This is a genomic window from Streptomyces sp. NPDC006655, assembly GCF_040703965.1.
In the GTDB taxonomy this organism is placed as follows: Bacteria; Actinomycetota; Actinomycetes; order Streptomycetales; family Streptomycetaceae; genus Streptomyces.
Genome location: NZ_JBEYJU010000025.1, coordinates 1 through 21,622, shown reverse-complemented (window position 1 = coordinate 21,622; position 21,622 = coordinate 1). Strand labels below are relative to the sequence as shown.

The window sequence follows — 21,622 nt, the reverse complement described above, 5'->3', positions numbered from 1 at the left end:
CGCCGAGCCCGCCTCGGACGACCCCCGCACCCCACCCGGACCATCCGCCGAGGCCAAGCCGTAACCCTGATGCCGATCGGGCCACTTGACGTTCGATCAGTCGACCGCGCGCTCCCCACCTGCGGCATCCCGGGCTCTGTGGGCGTCGCCCGGCTGGGGCGTCGGCCCTCCCGGTCGCTGCGGTCGCAAGAAATTCCTGTGCGAATCATTGACGCCTCACCGGCCCCTCCGTAACTTGTGCCAGCAAGCGCTTACTTGAAACGATTCATGCAAGCGGCGGCGACCGCTGCGGGGAGGGGCCCGACTGTGGGAACCAGCAGGAATGTGGAGAGGCGGACCATCCTGAAGGCGGCCGGCGCCTCGGCGGCCGCGCTGGGGCTCGCCGCGACCACCGGGTGCGGGGGCGGCAGCGGTTCCGGGGACGGGACGGTGACGATCCGTTACTCCTGGTGGGGTGCCGAGGAGCGCGCCAAGAAGATCAACCAGACCATCGCGCTCTTCGAGAAGAAGTACCCGAAGATCAAGGTCAAGACCGATTTCCAGACGTACGCGTCGTTCTGGGAGAAGTTCCAGACCCAGGCCGCGGGCGGAAATCCCCCGGACGTTTTCCAAAACGCCGTCACCTTTCTCCGGAAGTACGACAAGCGAGGAATTCTGCTCGATCTGAAGTCCCAGGTTCAGGCCGGCAATCTGAGCCTGGATCACTTCCGGGCCGGTGTGACGAAGGTCGGCGAGGTCGACGGCAAGCAGGTCGGGATCCCCGTCGGTTCGAACACCATGGCGCTGGTCATCGACAAGAAGGTCTGGGCGAAGGCCGGTGTCGAGCCGCACCCGGGCTGGACCTGGGACGACTACTTCAAGGCCCTGAAGACCATCCACGACAGGACCGAGGTCGCGGGGGACACCGGCTACTTCGCGATCATGTACCTCTACGACCTCTACCTCCGTCAGAACGGCAAGGCCTTCTACACCTCGGACGGACTCGGCTTCGACAAGGCCGACCTGACCGAGTGGTGGACGGACGGCTACAACCGCGTCAAGGCAGGCATCGTCACCGACCCGAAGGTCGTCGCGCAGGACATGCCCAAGTCCTCCCTCTCCGCGGGTCACGGCGCCTCGGAGTTCACCTGGGACAACTTCACCGTCCGCTACTCGGCGGAGGGCGGCAGCACCTACGGCCTGGCTCCGATCCCGACCACGGACGGCAAGCACACCGGGCAGTACCTCGCCTCTCTGATGCTCAGTGCCTCGGCCCGCACCGCGCACCCGAAGGAAGCCGCCCAGTTCATCGACTTCATGGTCCACGACCCCGAGGCCGGCAAGATCATGGGCTACGACCGGGGCATCCTCGCGAGCACCGAGCAGTACGCGGCCTACCGGCCGACGGACCCGGTGAACAAGGAGATCGCGCAGTACGAGGACGACACCGCCAAGGCGGGCGTGCTCGGCACGATCACCCCGCACCCCTCCGGTGCCGACACCATCGAGGCCGCCTTCCTGCGCATCGGCGGCGACCTCGGACAGGGCAAGACCAAGGTCGCGGACGCGGTGAAGCAGTTCTTCACCGAGTCCGAGGCCGCCTTCCAGGCCTGATGGGACCTGCCGTGACGCTCGTCAAGGACTCCCTCCCCGCGGCTCGCGGGACGCGTTCGGCCGCCGCCGCCCCCACCGGGCGGCGGCCGGCCCGCCGCCGCGAGAACCTCGCCGGTTACCTGTTCATGTCCCCGTGGATCGCGGGCTTCCTGCTGCTGACCGCGGGCCCGATGATCGCCTCCCTGTACTTCGCGTTCACCGACTACAACCTCTTCAACACCCCGAAGTGGGTCGGGTTCGACAACTTCACCCGGATGTTCGACGACCCACGCTGGCAGAAGTCGGTGGAGGTGACCGCGAAGTACGTGGTCATCGGCACCCCGCTGAAACTGCTGCTGGCGCTCGGGGTGGCGATGCTGCTCGCCCAGAGCCGGCGCGGCCAGGCCTTCTACCGGGCCGCGTTCTACGCCCCCTCGCTGATCGGCGCGAGCGTCTCGGTCGGCTTCGTCTGGCGGTCGCTGTTCTCCGACGGCGCGGTGGTGGACCGTACCCAGTCCTTCTTCGGCTGGCACGTCGGCGGCTGGGTCGGCAACGCCGACTGGGTGCTGTACTCGCTGGTCGCGCTGACGGTGTGGCAGTTCGGCGCCCCCATGGTCATCTTCCTGGCCGGTCTGAAGCAGGTGCCCAGGGAGCTGTACGAGGCGGCCGCGATGGACGGCGCCGGACCGCTGCGCAGGTTCTGGAGCATCACCCTGCCGATGATCTCGCCGGTGCTGTTCTTCAACGTGCTCCTGGAGACCATCCACTCCTTCCAGATCTTCGGCTCGGCGTACGTCGTCTCCAACACCCAGTGCGGCCCGGCCGACGCCACGCTCGTCTACACCTGCTACCTCTACGAGCAGGGCTTCAAGAACGCCCAGATGGGCTTCGCCGCCGCGATGGCCTGGATGCTGCTGCTCGCCGTCGCCCTGGTGACGGCCGTCCTCTTCTGGTCCCAGAAGAAGTGGGTGCACTACGAGGAGGACGCCCGGTGAGCCCGATCACGACCAAGGTCACGGACGCGGCCGGCCGCAAGCGGACCGGCTCCCTCGCCTGGCACATCGGCGCCCTGCTGATCCTGGCGGTCATCCTCTACCCGGTGGTCTGGGTGATCGGGGCGTCCTTCAAGCCGAGCAAGGACATCATCAACAGCCTCCAGCTGCTCCCGTCCCATCCGATCCTGTCCAACTTCAAGGGTCTCGCCGACGGCATAGCGGACATCAGCATCTGGACGTTCTTCCAGAACTCCCTGTTCTACGCCGGGGGCGCCGTCGTAGGGGTGCTCGTCTCCTGCTCGCTCACCGCCTACGCGTTCGCCCGTATCCGGTTCGCGGGCCGCAACCTGCTCTTCTCCCTGATGATCGGCACCCTGCTGCTGCCGTACCACGTGCTGCTGATCCCGCAGTACGTGATGTTCCAGAAGCTGGGCTGGATCAACACCTACGCACCGCTGCTGATCGGCAAGTACCTCGCCACCGAGGCCTTCTTCGTCTTCCTGATGGTGCAGTTCATGCGGAACCTGCCGCGGGAGCTCGACGAGGCGGCCCGGCTCGACGGCTGCGGGCACCTGCGCATCTACTGGTCCATCGTGCTGCCGCTGTGCCGGCCCGCCCTCATCACCAGCGCGATCTTCACCTTCATCAACGCCTGGAACGACTTCATGGGCCCGCTGATCTACCTCAACGAGCCCGGCAAGTACACGGTCTCGCTGGGTCTGATGATGTTCCGCGACTCCGACGGCGTGGCCGCCAACTACGGCGGCATGATCGCCATGTCCCTGGTCGCGCTGCTTCCCGTGCTGCTGTTCTTCCTCGCCTTCCAGCGCTACCTGATCGACGGAATGGCGACCTCCGGACTGAAGGGCTGAGACCGTGGCCGACGACGTACGCGTGAAGCCCGCACTCCTGTCGGAACGGTTCGGTGTCTTCGCCGAGTGCCTGCTCACCGGCGTGTGGATCGCCGTCGCCTCGCTGGGCGTCGTCACCTGGCCGGCCGCCTTCGCCGCCGGTGCCCGGCATCTGCGCCGCCGCACCGGGCAGGTCGGGGGCGGCTGGCGGGAGTTCGTGAGCGACTTCCGGGCCGCGCTGCCCGGCGGCTCGCTGGTCGGACTGGCCGGCTGGGCGGTGCTCGCCGTCGCCTGGGTGGACGTGCGGGCCGTGCGCGCCGGGCTGCCCGGCGGGCCGCTCGTCGGGGCCGTCGGGCTGTTCGCGGTGATCGGCCTGGCGGTCGCGGGGCTGCGCGCGGCAGCCGTCTGGACGCCCGGCGACCGCTGGCGCGGCCTGCTCGCGGCGGCCGGGCGCCGTACCGTCCTCGACCCCGGCGGATCCTTCCTGCTCGTCGGGGGAGTGGCCCTCCTGGTCTGTTCCGCCCTGCTCGTCGCTCCGCTGGCGGTCCCCGTACTGGGTGCCGTCGCCGCGGCGGCCGTCGCCGTGGAGGAGCGCCACCGGCGCCGCCGCTGACCGGCCCCCCACCAGGGGGGCGCCCGACCGGCGTCGCACTCTCTCTGTCATGCCCCTGACCACCTTGCATGCGCACGGAAAGGAAAGGCGGACTATGTCGCCCATCCCTCGCAGGTCCCTCCTCAAGGCGGCCGCCGTCGCCGGCGCCGCCGCCCAGTTCAGCTGGGCGCTGGGAACGAAGCAGGCGCAGGCCGCGCCCGGAGCCGAGGCCGCCGACGCGGACCCGGTGACCCTCGACTGGCTGGAGGACGGCGGCCTCGGGGCCGCGCCCGGCTCGACCGTCGGCGTGCCCTGGCCGATGGGCGCGTTCCGGCAGGACCAGGCCTTCGCGGTCACGGACGAGGACGGCAAGGACGTGCCGGTCCAGTCCTGGCCCCTCGCCCACTGGCCGGACGGCTCCCTCAAGTGGACCGCCCACGCGGTCGGTTCGGGCAACGGCAAGCTCACCCTCGCGGCGGGCGACCCGGCCGCGCCCGACAGGAAGGTCACCGTCGACAAGGCCGGCGGCACCGTCGACGTGTCCACCGGCGTGATCACCGTGAAGATCGGCAAGAACGGTGCCACCCTGATCAAGTCGGTCATCCGGGGGTCGACGGAGACCGCCAGGAACGGCAGGCTCGTGCTCATCCGTCAGCCCGAGGTCGAGGACGAGGACCAGGGGACGGTGAAGACCGAGCGCTTCGACGGCGCGATCGACTCCGTCACCGTCGAACAGGACGGGCCGGTCCGCGCGGTGGTCCGCATCGACGGCAAGCACCGCAAGGGCAACCGGAGTTGGCTGCCGTTCTCGATCCGGCTCTACTTCTACGCGGGCGCCGACTCCTTCCGCATGGTCCACACGATCACCTACGACGGCACCCAGGAGCCGGGCAGGGCGAGCGGCGACTTCATCCGCGGACTCGGGGTGCGCTTCAGCGTGCCGATGCGCGACGAGGCGTACGACCGGCACATCCGGATCGGCGGCGAGGGAACCGGCCTGCTGCGGGAGGCCGTCCAGGGCGTCACCGGACTGCGCCGTGACCCGGGTGCGGCCGTGCAGGCGGCCCAGTACGCGGGCCAGAAGCTCCCCGACCCGGCCACCTGGGACCAGCGCGTCACCACCCGCCTCCAGTACATCCCGCACTGGGGCGACTACACCCTCTCCCAGCTCTCCGCCGACGGCTTCACCCTGCGCAAGCGCACGAAGAAGGGGTACGGCTGGATCGCGGCCGGCGGCGGCAGGCGGGCCTCCGGGTTCGGTTACGTCGGCGGCGCGAGCGGCGGGCTCTCCTTCGGCCTCAGGGACTTCTGGGAGAAGTTCCCGGCCCAGCTCGACATCCGTGACGCCCACACCGACGAGGCCGAGGTCACCCTCTGGCTCTGGTCGCCCGAGGCCCAGCCGATGGACCTGCGCTTCTACCACGACGGCATGGGCCAGGACACCTACGCGAAGCAGCTCGAAGGCCTCAACATCACCTACGAGGACTACGAGCCGGAGTTCGGCACCCCCTACGGCATCGCCCGCACCTCGGAGCTGCTGTTCTGGGCCAACGAGACCACACCGACACCGCAGGCGCTGGCCGACCAGGTCGAGGCCGTCCGGGTGCTCCCCCAGCTCACGGCCCCGCCACAGCAGTTGATCAAGGCCAAGGTCTTCGGCCCCGGCCTCTACTCCGAACCCGACCGCTCCACCGCCGCCAAGGCGAAGATCGAGGACCACCTCGACTTCCTCTTCGGCTACTACAAGGACCAGGTGGAGCAGCGCCGTTGGTACGGCTTCTGGGACTACGGCGACTTCATGCACACCTACGACACCGTGCGCCACCAGTGGCGGTACGACGTCGGCGGCTACGCCTGGGACAACTCCGAGCTCTCACCCGACCTGTGGCTCTGGTACGCGTACCTGAGGAGCGGGCGCTCGGACATCTTCCGGTTCGCCGAGGCGCTCACCCGGCACACCGGTGAGGTCGACGTCTACCACATCGGCCAGTGGGCGGGACTGGGCACCCGGCACGGTGTGCAGCACTTCGCGGACAGCGCCAAGCAGCAGCGCATCGCCAACACCACCTACCGGCGCTTCTACTACTTCCTCACCGCGGACGAACGCGTCGGCGACCTCATGGCCGCCAACGTCGACTCCGACGAGACCTTCCTCGTCCTGGACCCGCAGCGCAAGGTCCGCACCGACCCCTACACCCCCGACCGGCACGCCCTGTCCATCGGCTTCGGCACCGACTGGAGCGGCCTGGTGTCGGCCTGGCTGACCGAGTGGGAACGCAGGGGCCCCAAGTGGGAGAAGGCCAGGGCACGCGTCCTGTCGACCATGGAGGGCATCGCCGCCCAGCCCAACGGCTTCGTGCAGGGCAGCGGTCTGTACGACCTCGACACCGGCAGGTTCGCCACGGCCGCCACCCCGGTCGTCTCCGTCTCCCACCTCTCCGCGGTCTTCGGCCTGAACGAACTCTGCGCCGAACTCATCCACCTGGTCGACATGCCGAAGTTCAAGGAGGCGTACCTCGACTACTGCCGCTACTTCAACGCCACCAAGGCCGAACAGGCGGCACGCTACGGTTCCAACTTCGGCACGCTGCTGCTCTTCCAGGGCCACTCCCGGCTCGACGCGTACGCGGCCGTGCAGACCGGCGACGACGCCCTCGCCCAGCGCGCCTGGACGAAGTTCTACAGCTCCGACGGGTACACGGAGTCCTCGCCGTGGAAGACCGAGCCGCTCTCCGGCCCGGTCACCCTCGTCGCGGGCAGCGAGGCGAGCTGGGTGTCCTCCAACGACACCGCGCTGTACGGGCTCGCGGCCATCGAGAACCTGGCCCTGCTCGGCGACAGGATGCCGTCGTAGGGAGGGGTGGGGGAGCGCCGTCGCACGGGCGGCGGCGCTCGCGCCCCCGAGTGTGGTACAGGTCACTTTCCCAGGGCATGAGCACGCGTACTCATGCCCGGCACACGGGCAGACTCCGCCCATGGACCGCAACCACTACCGCTTCCTCAGCCGTTGGCCGCTGCCCTTCGGGACCGCGGCCGTCTACCGGGCACTCGAACAGGTCGAGGACTACCCGCACTGGTGGCCCCAGGTGCGCTCGGTCACCCGCCTGAACGACACCACGGGCGTCCTCACCATCCGTTCCGTCCTGCCGTACGACATCACGTTCACCGCGCGCGAGACCCGGCGCGATCCGCAGGCGGGCGTGCTGGAGACCGGTATGACCGGCGACATCGAGGGCTGGGCCCGCTGGACGGTCGTCGCCGACGGCGCCGACGGCGCCGGCGCGCTGGCCCGCTACGAGCAGGTCGTGGACGTCAACAAGGCACTGCTGCGGCGGCTGGCCGTCCCCGGGCGGCCGCTCTTCCGTGCCAACCACCGGTTGATGATGCGGTCGGGACGGCGCGGCCTGCTCGGCCACCTGCAAGCGGTTTGAACGAAACCCACGGCTCCCTGTATCGTTCACTGCGTTCCCGGGCGATTAGCTCAGTGGGAGAGCGCTTCGTTCACACCGAAGAGGTCACTGGTTCGAACCCAGTATCGCCCACCACCGGGAAGGCCGGTCCGCCTGTGCGGACCGGCCTTTTTCGCGTCGGCCCTCAGGCCGCCGCCGGCAGTTCCGGCCGGAGCGGCCAGTCCTGGTTCACCGTCTCCGGTGTGCCGCTGCGGGTGAACCAGGCCTGGAGACCACGGGCCTGCGCCGCGTGCCAGGTGGTCTGGAGCGTGTGCAGCTCGGCCGGGGTCAGCCGCTCCAGGCGGGTCGCGAAACGGCGGCCCAGCGCCCGTACCACCTCCAGGGCGGCGAGCGCGTCCGCGCCGGCGTCGTGCGCGCCCTCCAGAGTCACCTCGTAGTGCGCGCACAGATCGGTCAGGGTGCGGCGGCCCTTGCGGTAACGGTCCAGATGCTTGTCCAGGACCCGGGGGTCGAGGACCAGCAGGGGGCTCTCCTCGAACCAGCGGTCCAGCGAGGACGCCCGATGGCGGCGCAGCTCGCGGTCCAGGAGGGTCAGATCGAACGGCGCGTTCATCACCACCAGCGGGCGGTGCATCGCCGCGTGCTCGGCCAGTTCCTCGGCTATCTCGTGCATCACCGGCGCCGGCCAGCGGCCGTTGCGCTGCAGGTGTTCGTCGGTCAGCCCGTGCACCGCCGTCGCCGCTTCCGGCACCGGCACGCCCGGGTTCACCAGCCAGCGGACCGCCCTCGGCCGGGTGCCCGGGGCGTCCTGGACGACGACGGCGGCCGACACGATCCGGTCGGTCTCGACGTCGACGCCCGTGGTCTCCGTGTCGAAGGCCGCCAGGGGCCCCTCGTACCAGCACGTCATGCCTACACAACTCCTCGTTCACCCACGGCAGCTGACGTTCCGTCTTCTGCCTGTTTGGTGATACCCGGGCCGTTTGCGACGTACGCCGGAAGGACACAACAGGAGTGCGGGTCTTTGCAGTTCAGCGGCCCGCCACGGGGAACTCCTTGGCTGGGAAGGCTGTTGGTCATGGCGATAGCGCAGCCCGAACGGGGCGGGCTGCTGCCCGAACGTACGGGCCCCCTTCGCGGCACACTCGCCACCACCGCCTGCATGGAGACACTGCAGGTGGGATATCTGCACGCCGTCGCGGCGGCGGCCGGCTGCTCGCTGTCGCAGCCGTTCCCGGACAACGGCATCGACTGGCACGTCAGCCACGGCTCGCCCGGTCACACCGTCGACGACGAGGTGACCATCAAGGTGCAGCTCAAGTGCACGTACCAGATCGCCCCCCATCCGCCGGGACGTTTCTTCTCCTTCACGCTCGACAACGACCACCTGCGCAAGCTCGCCCGCACACCGGTGTCGGTGCACAAGATCCTCGTGGTGATGCTGGTGCCGCGGTCCCAGGACGACTGGCTGCGCGCCAGCCACGACCGGCTCGACCTGCGGCACTGCTGCTACTGGGTCAACCTGGCGGGACACCCGGTCACCGGCCGGCACCGGACCACCGTGCGGGTCCCGACCTCGCACATCTTCGACGACCGGGCGCTCTGCGAGATCATGACGCGGGTCGGGACGGGAGGCAGACCATGAGGCACCGTCCGTACGAGGAGCCGCTGCGGGAGGTCAGGCCGCATCCCGACGATCTCCACCGGCCCCACTGGGACCGTCCCCCCGAGCCCGCCGAGGTCGACCCCGCGGTGCTCGGCGCCCTGCTGCGCCGGCACGGCTGGGTACGGCGCGGGGGAGCGCCGGGGCGCTACGGCCGCTGGACCCCACCCGGGCCGGGCGGCACCGGCACCAGCCTGCTGGTCCCCGAGAGCCGCGCCTTCCCGGACAGCGACGACCTGCTCGGCGAGGCGCTCACCGCGCTGGTGCGCAGCGGGACGCCCGCGGCCCGCGAGGTACTGGTCGGGCTCGCCGTGCCCAGCGACGAGATCCGCTGGTGGCGGGACGTGCCGAACGGCCCCGCGGACGCCGCGTCCTGGACCGCCGAGGAGCAGCTGCGCACCGCCGCCCGGGGGATCCTGCTGGCCGGCGCGCTCGCCACCCGCGCGCGTGCCGGTTACTACGGCGCCCGGCACAAGCGGGCCGCCGCGGCCATACTGGAGTCCGTGCTGGTCGGTTCGGCGGAGGGCGGCCGCGGCCTGACCGCGTTCGTGCCCGTGGGTACCGGCCGCCCGCTCGCCGTACGCCTCCACCAGGCCCTGTACGCCGCCCGCGAGGCCATCGACTACCAACGGGCCACCGGCGGCATGGACGCCTTCGACGGCGCCGTCGAGGCCGGTGTCAGCCGTGAACTCACCGACGCCCTCGTCACGCTCGTGCGCGGCACCGAAGGCGCCCGCGTCTCGGTGGACTGGGCGCCGGGCGCCGGAGTCCCCGAGGACTGCGCGTCGGCCCTGGACCCCGTGGAGTTCTCACCCGGCGACCTGCCCGTGCTCCGTGAGGCCGGCGCCCGCTACCTGCGCGACGAACCCTCCGTCGCGGTCCGGGTCACCGGAACCGTGGTCCGGATGCGCCGCTCGGAGCCGCGCGGCGAGGGCGCGGTACGGCTGCGGGTGATCGCCGGCGCCGAGGTGCCGTACGTGCGGGTCACCCTCGACGAGGAGGACTACCGGATCGCCGGCCAGGCCCACCTCGTCGGACTCCCGGTGCGCGTGCACGGCCGGCTGGAGAGCCGGGGCGGCTTCCGGCGGCTGTCCCGGGCCTCGGGGGTCGTGCCCGTACAGGTGGACGACGAGGAGCGGGACAGCCTGATGAAGTCGCTTCAGGAGAATCTGGACTTCTTCGAGGAGGCCTGCACCGGGGACGACTGCGACTGACGGACGACTGCGACTGACGGCGCACTGTCGGTAATCGTTGCACGGTCGGTAATCGTTTTTCGGTCGGCGGGGCCGGGTCGGTACGATCCGGTATTGCGCGCGCTCCTGGTACGGCGCCCGCATCCGCCTTCAGTCAGGAGAGACCGGTGTCAGACGTCCGTGTGATCATCCAACGCGATTCCGAGCGGGAAGAGCGCGTGGTGACGACGGGCACTACGGCCGCCGAGCTCTTCGCCGGCGAGCGTGCGGTCATCGCCGCCCGGGTGGCCGGGGAGCTCAAGGACCTCGCGTACGCGCCCGCCGAGGGCGAGGTCGTGGAGCCGGTGGAGATCTCCTCCGAGGACGGTCTCAACATCCTGCGGCACTCCACCGCGCACGTCATGGCGCAGGCCGTCCAGGAGATCTTCCCGGAGGCCAAGCTGGGCATCGGCCCGCCGGTCAAGGACGGCTTCTACTACGACTTCGACGTCGAGAAGCCGTTCACGCCCGAGGATCTCAAGGCCATCGAGAAGAAGATGCAGGAGATCCAGAAGCGCGGCCAGCGCTTCTCGCGCCGCGTGGTGACCGACGAGGCGGCCCGCGAGGAGCTGGCGGACGAGCCGTACAAGCTCGAACTGATCGGCCTGAAGGGCTCGGCCTCCTCGGACGACGGCGCGGACGTCGAGGTCGGCGCCGGTGAGCTGACGATCTACGACAACCTGGACGCCAAGACCGGCGAGCTGTGCTGGAAGGACCTCTGCCGCGGTCCCCACCTGCCCTCCACCCGCCTGATCCCGGCGTTCAAGCTGATGCGCAACGCGGCGGCCTACTGGCGCGGCAGCGAGAAGAACCCCATGCTCCAGCGCATCTACGGCACCGCCTGGCCGTCCAAGGACGAGCTGAAGGCGTACCTGGACTTCCTCGCCGAGGCCGAGAAGCGCGACCACCGCAAGCTGGGCAACGAACTCGACCTGTTCTCCATCCCGGAGCAGATCGGCTCCGGCCTCGCCGTCTTCCACCCCAAGGGCGGCATCGTCCGCCGCGTGATGGAGGACTACTCGCGCCGCCGGCACGAGGAGGAGGGCTACGAGTTCGTCTACACCCCGCACGCCACCAAGGGGAAGCTCTTCGAGACCTCCGGGCACCTGGACTGGTACGCCGACGGCATGTACCCGCCCATGCAGCTCGACGAGGGCGTGGACTACTACCTCAAGCCCATGAACTGCCCGATGCACAACCTGATCTTCGACGCGCGCGGCCGCTCCTACCGTGAACTGCCGCTGCGCCTCTTCGAGTTCGGGACCGTGTACCGGTACGAGAAGTCCGGTGTCGTGCACGGCCTGACCCGGGCCCGCGGCTTCACCCAGGACGACGCGCACATCTACTGCACCAAGGAGCAGATGGCGGAGGAGCTCGACAAGACGCTCACCTTCGTCCTGAACCTGCTGCGCGACTACGGCCTCACCGACTTCTACCTGGAGCTGTCCACCAAGGACCCGGAGAAGTTCGTCGGCTCCGACGAGGTCTGGGAGGAGGCCACCGAGACGCTCCGCGCGGTCGCCGAGAAGCAGGGCCTCCCGCTCGTCCCCGACCCGGGCGGCGCCGCCTTCTACGGCCCGAAGATCTCCGTGCAGGCCAAGGACGCCATCGGCCGCACCTGGCAGATGTCGACCGTCCAGCTGGACTTCAACCTGCCCGAGCGCTTCGACCTGGAGTACACCTCCGCCGACGGCTCCAAGCAGCGCCCGGTGATGATCCACCGCGCCCTGTTCGGCTCCATCGAGCGGTTCTTCGCGGTCCTCCTGGAGCACTACGCGGGCGCCTTCCCGGCCTGGCTCGCGCCGGTCCAGGCGGTGGGCATCCCGATCGGGGACGCGCACGTCGACTACCTGCACAAGTTCGCCGCCGAGGCGAAGAAGAAGGGCCTGCGGGTCGAGGTCGACGCCTCCTCGGACCGGATGCAGAAGAAGATCCGCAACGCCCAGAAGCAGAAGGTGCCCTTCATGGTCATCGCGGGCGACGAGGACATGGCGGCCGGTTCGGTCTCCTTCCGCTACCGCGACGGCTCGCAGGAGAACGGCATCCCGTTCGACGAGGCCATCGCCAAGATCGTGAAGGTCGTCGAGGAGCGGACCCAGGTCTGATCCCGGCCGGTCGCGCGGGCCCCCGGGGATCAGCTCTCCGGGGGCCTGTCGTCCTCCTCGCCCAGCGAGAACCGCTGGAGCATCCAGGACGAGAACGAGCCCGTGACCGTACCCAGCAGCGCCAGGCCGCAGGCCATCAGCCCCACGGCGATGAACCGCCCCAGGGTGGTGACCGGGACGTAGTCGCCGTAACCGACGGTGGAGAGGGTCGAACAGGTCCACCAGAGGGAGTCGCCGAAGGTGCGGATCGTGGCGTTCGGGGCCGCGCGTTCGGCCTGGTAGACGGCGAGCGCGCCGGAGAACCCCAGCAGCGAGATCGACAACGCCGAATAGGCCGCCACGCGCGCGTGCAGCGCCAGCCGGGGCTCACCGCGCCGACGCTGGATCGACTCGTAGGTCCGTACGACCTGCACCGGGCGCAACAGGGGCAGCGCCACGACGACGGTGTCCAGCCAGTGCCGCCGTACGAACCCCGGTCCCTCGCCACTGAGCCGCCAGCGCACCGCGTAGTCGACGGCGAACACCGCCCAGGCCGCGTACATCAACGACAGGAAGAAGGCATGCGCGGCCCCGGGGAGCCCCGGCAGCAGGACGTGCACCGCGTACGCGCCCAGGAAGACCAGCGACGCGATGACGAGCGGCAGATCGGTCCGCCGTTCCCAGTCCGCCAGCCGGCTGTCGTCGTCCATCCGCCCAGCTTCGCCGCCGAACGCCTCGGCCCGGCCCCGGCGACACGCCGCGAACGGGCGAAGCCATATGCTGCCTAGCATGACGAGTGAGCCGGAACAGCAGATCGGAGTGGGGACGCAGGACGCGTTCCAGCGCCTGTGGACGCCCCACCGGATGGCCTACATCCAGGGTGAGAACAAGCCGACCGGCCCAGGCGCCGACGACGGCTGCCCCTTCTGCTCGATCCCGGCCAAGTCGGACGAGGACGGACTGATCGTCCGGCGCGGTGAGCACGTCTACGCGGTGCTCAACCTCTACCCGTACAACGGCGGACACCTGATGACGGTCCCGTACCGCCATGTCGCCGACTACACGGACCTGACCGGGCCGGAGACCGTGGAGCTCGCCGAGCTGACCAAGCAGGCCATGACCGCGCTGCGCACCGCGTCCGGCGCCCACGGCTTCAACATCGGCATGAACCAGGGCACGGTGGCGGGCGCGGGCATCGCCGCCCACCTGCACCAGCACATCGTCCCGCGCTGGGGCGGCGACACGAACTTCATGCCGGTGGTGGGCCACACCCGGGTGCTCCCGCAGTTGCTGGCGGACACCCGCACGATGCTGGCGGAGGCATGGCCGGCGAGCTGACCCCTGCCCCCGCCCCGCTCGCTACGCGTCGTACGTGTCCGCCTTCTTCGGCGCGGCGTCCTGCACCGACCCGCTGAGCACCGACGCGCGGCTGCTGAACTTGTCGATGTCGACGTCGTGCTCCTTGAGCACCCGCAGCGCCGCCCGGTGCACGGCCCGCAGTATCGGCGTGGCCGCGCGCAACGCGTCGTCGGCCATGAAGCGGTGCTTCCAGGGCTGGTCGGCCCACGCGTGCCGCAGACCGAACGGCTCGGGCAGACCTATCGATCCGCCGAGCCACTTCAGCAGCGGCGGATACCAGCTGACGGTGGCCCGCGCGCTCAGCCGGACCACCTCGTCCGGGGTGACCAGCGGCAGCTTGACGGTCCGCGTCTCCCAGAACCGCACGGTCTTGGCGACCGTCTTCGTGGGCGCCTCGGGCTTGACGCTGAACAGGCCGTTGACCGGACCGAGGGCGTGTCCGGTCACGTCGATCCGCAGGGTCTCCTTGAGCACGGTCACGGTGGCCATCATCGTGATGATCAGTTCGCCGTTCCACAGGTGCGGCCACTGCACGCCCAGGTAGTGCCGGTCGCCCTTGTCGAAGTGGTTGTTGTTGCAGATGTCCTCGACGTCCTTGGGTCCCACCTTGTAGTCGGTGCCCTCGGGCCGGGACACCTCCTTGGCGCCCTCCCCGACATGGGTGACGATCCAGTGTCTGACCTGGGGTTCCGGGAAACCGCCGGTCTTCAGGTGCTGCCGGTGCAGCACGCTCAGTTCCTTCTCGATCTCCCGGACGACCGTCCAGGCCCGGAACTCGTGGACGCCCTTGACCGGGTCGAGCGGGACCAGTTCCTCCGCGAGGTGCCAGGAGCCCCAGCGGGTGCCCATGCCGAGTATGCCCTTGGGGCCGGCGTAGAAGACCGAGTTGGACTGCTGCTCGGCGCTGAGCCTGGCCAGCGACTGCCGCAGTTGCTCGGCGGCGGCCTGGTCGGGGCTGGTCGGCACGGCCTCGGGCACCTTCGCGCCGACGCTGCCCCCGGACAGCAGCCCGCCCCAGGCGGCGCGCAGGTCCTGCGCGGTCCGCTCGCACAGCCGTTTGGCCAGGTACCAGCCGACGACGGGGAGCACCACGCAGCCGCGCGCGTACCACCCCCAGAAGCCGCCGAAGGGCACCTTGATCAGGAACAGCACCGCGAGGACGCCGACGGCGGCCAGCAGCGCGCTGCCGAGCCCGGAGACCCGCTTGTCGTCCGCCTTGAGCATGGTCGCCCGGAGCTGGAAGACGAGCAGGAAGAGCAGCAGCCCGGGCAGGAACAGCACACCGCACACGAACATGACGGCGGTCAGCCGCTGGTCGCGCTCCTTGCGGATGCGGTTGGCGGCGAGGCAGTGCTCGACGACCACCTGGGGTTCGCTGCCGAAGGACTGGATGAGCGGCTTGCGGCCGACGCCCAGCATGCGGTCGATGATCGCCTGCGAGTACGCCTCACCGAAGTTCGGCCGGAAGATCTTCGCCCACTTGCGGCCGGCGTTGACGGTGGACCTGTGCCATTCGTTGTCGGCCTTCTTGATCTCCTCCATGGGTGTGTCCCGGTAGGCCGCCGACGCCAGGGCATAGGTCGGGGCCTGCGCCTCGCCGCCCGGCCTCGGCACCTGTGGCCCGAAGAAGTCCTCGAAGCTCATTCCCGCCCCCACTTGCCGCCGTCCCGCTCCTGCGGCCTTCCCGACTTCCGTACTCCGCACACCTGTTGATCAAGTACTCAGAGTATCCCCAGCCACCGACGGCCGTCGGCGGACGGCCGAAACCGCCCGCCGAACACCCTGTTGTCGATCGTGCGGCCGATTTACGAGGCCGCCTTCACCTGTTCGCGGATCTTCTCGGCGACCTGCGGCGGCATCGCCTCGTGCCGCGCGTAGGAGCGGCTGAAGCGGGCCGTGCCGTGCGAGAGGGAGCGCAGGTCGACCGCGTACCGGCCGATCTCGAACTCGGGCACCTCGGCCTTGACGAGGGTGCGCCCGCCGCCGGTCTGCTCGGTGCCCAGCACCCGGCCGCGCCGCCCGGACAGGTCGCTCATCACCGCGCCCACGTAGTCGTCGGCGACCAGCACGGACACCTCGGCCACCGGTTCCAGCAGATGGATCCTGGCGTCCGCGGCCGCCTCCCGCAGCGCCAGCGCGCCGGCCGTCTGGAAGGCGGCGTCGGAGGAGTCCACCGAGTGCGCCTTGCCGTCGAGCAGGGTCACCCGTACGTCGACCAACGGGTAGCCGGCGGCGACGCCCTTGGCGGCCTGCGCCCTGATGCCCTTCTCCACCGACGGGATGAACTGCCGGGGCACCGCGCCGCCGACCACCTTGTCGACGAACTCGATGCCCGAGCCGCCGGGCAGTGGTTCCACCTCGATCTCGCAGATCGCGAACTGCCCGTGCCCGCCCGACTGTTTGACGTGCCGGCCGCGTCCGGCGGACTTGCCGGCGAAGGTCTCCCGGAGCGACACCTTGTGCGGTACGACGTCGACCTGGACGCCGTAGCGGCTGCGCAGCCGCTCCAGGGCGACGTCCGCGTGCGCCTCGCCGAGGCACCACAGCACCACCTGGTGGGTGTCCTGGTTCTGTTCCAGCCGCATGGTCGGGTCCTCGGCGACCAGCCGGGCGAGTCCCTGCGAGAGCTTGTCCTCGTCGGCCTTGCTGTGCGCCTCGATGGCGAGCGGCAGCAGCGGGTCGGGCATCTCCCACGGCTCCATGAGCAGCGGGTCGTCCTTGGCCGAGAGGGTGTCGCCGGTCTCCGCGCGGCCGAGCTTGGCGACGCAGGCCAGGTCACCGGCGATGACGTGGGTGACCGGCCGCTGCTGTTTGCCGAACGGGGTGGACAGGGCGCCGATCTTCTCGTCGACGTCGTGGTCCTCATGGCCGCGGTCGGCCAGCCCGTGCCCGGAGACGTGCACCGTCTCGTCGGGGCGCAGGGTGCCGGAGAAGACCCGCACCAGCGAGACCCGGCCGACGTAGGGGTCGGAGGCGGTCTTCACCACCTCGGCGACCAGCGGACCGGCGGTGTCGCACGGCTTGATCTCGCGCGGCTCGCCGTCGACCGTGGTGACCCCCGGTGTGGGGTGCTCGAACGGCGTCGGGAAGCCGCCTGTGACCAGTTCCAGCAGTTCCACCGTGCCGAGCCCCTGGCGGGCGCCCTCGGCCGCGGGGGCGGCGGCCAGGACGGGGAAGAAGGTGCCGCGGGCGACGGCCCGCTCCAGATCCTCGATCAGCGTCTTGAGGTCGATCTGCTCGCCGCCCAGATAGCGGTCCATGAGCGTCTCGTCCTCGCTCTCCGCGATGATCCCCTCGATGAGCCGGTTGCGGGCCTCGTCGATGTCCGGGAGCCGGTCGGGCCCGGGCTCGGACTCCTTGCGCTCCCCGGAGGAGTAGTCGAACAGCTTCTGCGTGAGCAGCCCGACCAGACCGGTCACCGGCGCGTGCCCGTCCGGGCCCTGCGGCCCGTGCAGCGGCAGGTACAGCGGGAGCACGGCGTCGGGGTCGTCGCCGCCGAAGGCCTCGGCGCACACCCGGGTCATCTCCTCGAAGTCCGCGCGGGCGGCCTCCAGGTGCGTGACGACGATCGCCCGCGGCATCCCGACGGCCGCGCACTCCTCCCACACCATCCGGGTCGAGCCGTCCACCCCGTCGGAGGCGGAGACGACGAAGAGGGCCGCGTCCGCCGCGCGCAGACCGGCCCTCAGCTCGCCGACGAAGTCGGCGTACCCCGGGGTGTCCAGGATGTTGATCTTGATTCCGTTCCAGTCGACCGGCACCAGCGACAGCTGTACGGAGCGTTGCTGCCGGTGCTCGATGTCGTCGTAGTCCGAGACGGTGCCGCCGTCCTCCACGCGGCCCGCCCGGTTCACCGCTCCCGCGGTCAGCGCGAGAGCCTCCACCAATGTCGTCTTGCCCGCTCCGGAGTGGCCGACCAGCACCACATTCCGTACGGACGCGGGGTGGTCGGCCGCCGTAGCCCTGCCGGCGGCTCCGGGGTGTTCCTTGACCTTGTCGCCCATGGTTTTGCCTCCCGTGCACGGTGAGGTCTCTGTGGGCGCGGGCAGGCCGGGCCGCGTGCGGTGGCGGCTCCGATGACGCCCGCGGTTATTCGAGCTTTCCACTCCCGTCACGGTGCGTCCATACGAAGGACGCGATCGTGCCCGCACGGCCCCCGCGGTCCTGACCGCCGGGGCCGTCCGAGAGTGCCCGCCCGTCGCACTCACGCGCGCGTGGCTACGATGGGCCAGCCGGGGTGGCCAGCAGGGGCCGCACGGCGCAACGACCGTCGGGAAGGCCATGCTGAACAAGTACGCGCGTGCATTCTTCACGCGTGTCCTCACACCGTTCGCCGCGTTTCTCATCCGTCGGGGCGTGAGCCCGGACACGGTCACGCTCCTCGGCACGGCCGGAGTGGTCGCGGGCGCACTGGTCTTCTTCCCCCGGGGCGAGTTCTTCTGGGGCACGATCGTGATCACGCTGTTCGTGTTCTCGGACCTGGTCGACGGCAACATGGCCCGCCAGCTGGGCCGCACCAGCCGCTGGGGCGCCTTCCTCGACTCCACCCTGGACCGGGTCGCCGACGGCGCGATCTTCGGCGGCTTCGCCCTCTGGTACGCGGGCAACGGCGACAACGACGTCCTGTGCGCGGTCTCGATCTTCTGCCTGGCCAGCGGGCAGGTGGTGTCGTACACCAAGGCGCGCGGCGAGTCCATCGGACTGCCGGTCGCGGTCAACGGGCTCGTGGAGCGCGCCGAGCGGCTGGTCATCTCGCTGGTGGCGGCCGGTCTGGCCGGATTCCACAAGTTCGGCGTCCCGGGCATCCAGATCCTGCTCCCGATCGCCCTGTGGATCGTCGCCGTGGGCAGCCTGGTCACCCTGGTGCAGCGGGTCGTCACTGTGCGTCGCGAGTCCGCCGAGGCGGAGGCGGCGGCCGAGGGCGAGCGGGCCTCGCACGGCACGGAGGCCACCCAGTGACCGCCGCGGAGCGGCTCACCGACGCCCTGTACGGAATGGGCTGGGGCACCGTCAAGAAGCTGCCCGAGCCCGTCGCGGTACGCCTCGGCGACTCCCTCGCGGACCTCGCCTGGAAGCGGCGCGGCAAGGGCGTGCGACGGCTCGAATCGAACTACGCGCGCGTGCTGCACGACGCGGGCCCGGAGCGGCTGCGCGAACTCTCCCGGGCGGGCATGCGGTCGTACCTGCGCTACTGGATGGAGTCCTTCCGGCTCCCGGCCTGGAGCGAGCAGCGCGTCCGGACCGGGTTCGCGCCCAAGGACCTCCACCACCTCACCGACGGCCTCGCCTCCGGCCGGGGCGTGATCATCGCGCTGCCGCATCTCGCCAACTGGGACCTTGCGGGCGCCTGGGTCACCACCGAGCTGAAGACCCCGTTCACCACGGTCGCCGAACGACTCAAGCCGGAGACCCTCTACGACCGGTTCGTCGCCTACCGCGAGGGCCTCGGCATGGAGGTCCTCCCGCACAGCGGCGGCTCCGCCTTCGGCACCCTGGCCCGCAGGCTCCGCGACGGCGGCCTGGTCTGCCTGGTCGCCGACCGCGACCTGTCCGAGTCCGGCGTCGAGGTCGACTTCTTCGGTGCCACCGCCAGGATGCCCGCGGGCCCGGCCCTGCTCGCCCAGCAGACCGGCGCCCACCTGCTCCCCGTGACGCTCTGGTACGACGACACCCCCGTCATGAAGGGGCGCGTCCACGCCCCGATCGAGGTGCCCGAGTCAGGTGACCGGACCGCGAAGACGTCTGTCATGACACAGGCGCTGGCCGACGCCTTCGCCACCGGGATCGCCGACCATCCGGAGGACTGGCACATGCTCCAGCGGCTGTGGCTCGCCGACCTCGACCCCGCGAAGGGACCGTCGTGAGGATCGGCATCGTCTGCCCGTACTCCTGGGACGTCCCCGGTGGCGTCCAGTTCCACATCCGTGACCTGGCCGAGTACTTCATCCGCCTCGGCCACGACGTCTCCGTGCTGGCCCCCGCCGACGACGACACCCCGCTGCCGCCCTACGTCGTCTCGGCGGGCCGTGCGGTCCCGGTGCCCTACAACGGCTCGGTGGCCCGGCTCAACTTCGGCCTGCTGTCCGCCACGCGGGTGCGCCGCTGGCTGCACGAGGGCGCGTTCGACGTGGTCCACATCCACGAGCCGACCTCGCCCTCCCTCGGCCTGCTGACCTGCTGGGCGGCGCAGGGCCCGATGGTGGCGACCTTCCACACCTCCAATCCGCGTTCCCGCGCGATGATCGCCGCGTACTCGATCCTCCAGGCCGCCCTGGAGAAGATCAGCGCCCGGATCGCGGTCAGCGAGTACGCCCGCCGCACCCTCGTCGAGCACCTGGGCGGCGACGCGGTCGTCATCCCCAACGGCGTCGACGTCGACTTCTTCGCCAGGGCCGAGCCGCGCCCCGAGTGGCAATCGGGAGGGGCGCGAAGCGCGGTCGAGGGTGGTGGGGGACGGGAGGGCGGCACCATCGGCTTCATCGGCCGCATCGACGAGCCCCGCAAGGGTCTGCCGGTGCTGATGAAGGCCCTCCCCGCGATCCTCGCCGCCCGCCCGGGGACCAGGCTCCTGGTGGCCGGCCGCGGCGACCAGGAGGCCGCGGTGGAGTCCCTGCCCGCCGAGCTGCGCTCCCGCGTCGAGTTCCTCGGCATGATCAGCGACGAGGACAAGGCCCGCTTCCTGCGCAGCCTCGACCTGTACGTCGCGCCCAACACCGGCGGCGAGAGCTTCGGCATCATCCTGGTGGAGGCCCTCTCCGCGGGCGCCCCCGTCCTCGCCTCCGACCTCGACGCCTTCGCCCAGGTCCTGGACCAGGGAGCGGCCGGCGAGCTCTTCGCCAACGAGGACGCCGACGCGCTGGCCCAGGCGGCGGTACGGCTGCTGGAGAACCCGGAGCGCCGGGCGGAGCTGCGCGAGCGCGGCAGCGCCCACGTGCGCCGGTTCGACTGGTCGACGGTCGGCGCGGACATCCTCTCCGTCTACGAGACGGTGACCGCGGGAGCGGCGGCGGTGGCGGCGGACGAACGCCCGGGGCTGCGGGCACGGTTCGGGCTGGCGCGGGACTGAGTGCCACGCCGGGAGGGGCGCGATGTGCCGTCTGACAGCTGCGGCGCCGTCGTGGCTGGTCGCGCAGTTCCTCGCGCCCCTTTCGGGGCGCTTCGGCGGGCGCTTCCTATAGCGTTCCGCTCGTGAGCGCTTCCCTCGTCTGGACCCTCTGTGTTATCGCCGCCCTCGTTGTGGTCGGCCTCTATCTGAGCTGGACCGCGGGCCGGCTCGACCGGCTGCACTCGCGGATCGACGCCGCGCGTGCCGCCCTGGACGCCCAGCTGCTGCGGCGCGCCTCCGTCGCCCAGGAGCTGGCCACCTCGGGGGTGCTGGACCCGGCCGCCTCGATCGTGCTCTACGAGGCCGCGCACGCCGCCCGGCAGGCCGAGGAGGAGCAGCGGGAGGTCGCCGAGAGCGAGCTGAGCCAGGCGTTGCGCGCGGTCTTCGAGGAGCCGCAGCAGGTGGAGGCGGTCCGCGAGGCGCCCGGCGGTGAGGCGGCGGCGACCGAACTGGGGGAGGCCGTGCGCCGGGTGCCGATGGCCCGCCGGTTCCACAACGACGCCGTCGGCGCGGCCCGCAGGCTGCGCGAACACCGCAAGGTCCGCTGGTTCCGGCTGGCCGGACACGCACCGTTCCCCATGGCCTTCGAGATGGACGACGAGCCGCCCGCGGCCCTGGCAGAGCGCGCGGTCTAGGGCCCTTCTGATGGATCTCCGTGGGAGAAGGACGGTGCCAGTGTCGTCGTGGACGGCGAGACGGTGGGCGCGATCGAGGGCGAGGGGCTGTGCGTGCTGGTGGGGGTGACCCACACGGACACGA

18 protein-coding genes, 1 tRNA gene and 1 pseudogene are annotated in these 21,622 nt (G+C 70.6%); 16 read left to right on the top strand and 4 right to left on the bottom strand.

Annotated elements, in window-relative coordinates; all coding sequences use genetic code 11:
• Positions 1–306 precede the first annotated feature (306 nt).
• From AB0958_RS16795 to AB0958_RS16765, 7 genes are all read left to right on the top strand, one after another.
• A complete protein-coding gene (locus AB0958_RS16795; protein ID WP_366891180.1) occupies positions 307–1,593 on the top strand; it encodes an extracellular solute-binding protein in 1,287 nt (428 codons plus the stop codon).
• A gap of 11 nt (positions 1,594–1,604) precedes the next feature.
• The gene (locus AB0958_RS16790; protein WP_366891179.1) at positions 1,605–2,567 is read left to right on the top strand and encodes a sugar ABC transporter permease; all 963 of its coding nucleotides are present in this window, start codon (positions 1,605–1,607) and stop codon (positions 2,565–2,567) included.
• Positions 2,564–3,439, top strand: a complete 876-nt coding sequence (locus AB0958_RS16785) for a carbohydrate ABC transporter permease (RefSeq protein WP_366891178.1) — start codon at positions 2,564–2,566, stop codon at positions 3,437–3,439. Before AB0958_RS16790 ends, AB0958_RS16785 begins: the two co-directional genes overlap by 4 nt.
• Before the next feature lie 4 nt (positions 3,440–3,443).
• Complete coding sequence (locus AB0958_RS16780) at positions 3,444–4,031, top strand: hypothetical protein (RefSeq protein ID WP_366891177.1); 588 nt, start codon at positions 3,444–3,446, stop codon at positions 4,029–4,031.
• Between the two features lie 94 nt (positions 4,032–4,125).
• Positions 4,126–6,864, top strand: a complete 2,739-nt coding sequence (locus AB0958_RS16775) for a Tat pathway signal sequence domain protein (protein WP_366891176.1) — start codon at positions 4,126–4,128, stop codon at positions 6,862–6,864.
• Between the two features lie 121 nt (positions 6,865–6,985).
• Positions 6,986–7,441: an SRPBCC family protein gene (locus tag AB0958_RS16770; protein ID WP_366891175.1), complete on the top strand. Its 456-nt coding sequence runs from the start codon at positions 6,986–6,988 to the stop codon at positions 7,439–7,441.
• A gap of 39 nt (positions 7,442–7,480) precedes the next feature.
• A tRNA-Val gene (locus AB0958_RS16765) sits at positions 7,481–7,555 on the top strand.
• Positions 7,556–7,604: 49 nt separating this feature from the next.
• On the opposite strand, the gene AB0958_RS16760 is transcribed toward AB0958_RS16765, so the two are convergent.
• On the bottom strand, positions 7,605–8,330 hold the full coding sequence (locus tag AB0958_RS16760) for a 3'-5' exonuclease (protein ID WP_366891174.1): 726 nt from the start codon (positions 8,328–8,330) through the stop codon (positions 7,605–7,607).
• A gap of 168 nt (positions 8,331–8,498) precedes the next feature.
• Between AB0958_RS16760 and AB0958_RS16755 the strand changes: the two genes are divergently transcribed.
• The 3 genes from AB0958_RS16755 (at position 8,499) to thrS (ending at position 12,420) form a co-directional block, all read left to right on the top strand.
• Complete coding sequence (locus tag AB0958_RS16755) at positions 8,499–9,065, top strand: DUF4365 domain-containing protein (RefSeq protein WP_366891173.1); 567 nt, start codon at positions 8,499–8,501, stop codon at positions 9,063–9,065.
• Positions 9,062–10,297 carry a hypothetical protein gene (locus AB0958_RS16750; RefSeq protein WP_366891172.1) on the top strand — a complete coding sequence of 412 codons (1,236 nt, stop codon included), beginning with the start codon at positions 9,062–9,064 and terminating at the stop codon, positions 10,295–10,297. The genes AB0958_RS16755 and AB0958_RS16750 overlap by 4 nt, the downstream gene beginning before the upstream one ends.
• Positions 10,298–10,443: 146 nt before the next feature.
• Complete coding sequence (thrS, locus tag AB0958_RS16745; protein ID WP_366891171.1) at positions 10,444–12,420, top strand: threonine--tRNA ligase; 1,977 nt, start codon at positions 10,444–10,446, stop codon at positions 12,418–12,420.
• A 29-nt stretch (positions 12,421–12,449) separates the two neighbouring features.
• Here the strand turns inward: thrS and AB0958_RS16740 are convergent, their stop codons facing one another.
• On the bottom strand, positions 12,450–13,109 hold the full coding sequence (locus AB0958_RS16740) for a potassium channel family protein (protein WP_366891170.1): 660 nt from the start codon (positions 13,107–13,109) through the stop codon (positions 12,450–12,452).
• A gap of 67 nt (positions 13,110–13,176) precedes the next feature.
• Between AB0958_RS16740 and AB0958_RS16735 the strand changes: the two genes are divergently transcribed.
• Positions 13,177–13,737: an HIT domain-containing protein gene (locus AB0958_RS16735; protein WP_132889249.1), complete on the top strand. Its 561-nt coding sequence runs from the start codon at positions 13,177–13,179 to the stop codon at positions 13,735–13,737.
• Positions 13,738–13,758: 21 nt separating this feature from the next.
• On the opposite strand, the gene AB0958_RS16730 is transcribed toward AB0958_RS16735, so the two are convergent.
• Both AB0958_RS16730 and AB0958_RS16725 read right to left on the bottom strand, forming a co-directional pair.
• Complete coding sequence (locus AB0958_RS16730; protein ID WP_366891169.1) at positions 13,759–15,402, bottom strand: hypothetical protein; 1,644 nt, start codon at positions 15,400–15,402, stop codon at positions 13,759–13,761.
• A gap of 161 nt (positions 15,403–15,563) precedes the next feature.
• On the bottom strand, positions 15,564–17,762 hold the full coding sequence (locus AB0958_RS16725; protein WP_366891168.1) for an elongation factor G-like protein EF-G2: 2,199 nt from the start codon (positions 17,760–17,762) through the stop codon (positions 15,564–15,566).
• 277 nt (positions 17,763–18,039) lie between these two features.
• Between AB0958_RS16725 and pgsA the strand changes: the two genes are divergently transcribed.
• From pgsA to AB0958_RS16700, 5 genes and pseudogenes are all read left to right on the top strand, one after another.
• On the top strand, positions 18,040–18,717 hold the full coding sequence (gene pgsA, locus AB0958_RS16720) for a phosphatidylinositol phosphate synthase (protein WP_366891167.1): 678 nt from the start codon (positions 18,040–18,042) through the stop codon (positions 18,715–18,717).
• Positions 18,714–19,622: a phosphatidylinositol mannoside acyltransferase gene (locus AB0958_RS16715; protein WP_366891166.1), complete on the top strand. Its 909-nt coding sequence runs from the start codon at positions 18,714–18,716 to the stop codon at positions 19,620–19,622. The genes pgsA and AB0958_RS16715 overlap by 4 nt, the downstream gene beginning before the upstream one ends.
• On the top strand, positions 19,619–20,824 hold the full coding sequence (locus tag AB0958_RS16710; RefSeq protein ID WP_366891165.1) for a glycosyltransferase family 4 protein: 1,206 nt from the start codon (positions 19,619–19,621) through the stop codon (positions 20,822–20,824). The genes AB0958_RS16715 and AB0958_RS16710 overlap by 4 nt, the downstream gene beginning before the upstream one ends.
• 122 nt (positions 20,825–20,946) lie before the next feature.
• The gene (locus AB0958_RS16705; protein ID WP_366891164.1) at positions 20,947–21,498 is read left to right on the top strand and encodes a hypothetical protein; all 552 of its coding nucleotides are present in this window, start codon (positions 20,947–20,949) and stop codon (positions 21,496–21,498) included.
• A gap of 48 nt (positions 21,499–21,546) precedes the next feature.
• Positions 21,547–21,622 (top strand): annotated as a pseudogene (locus AB0958_RS16700) (D-tyrosyl-tRNA(Tyr) deacylase); the annotation flags it as partial.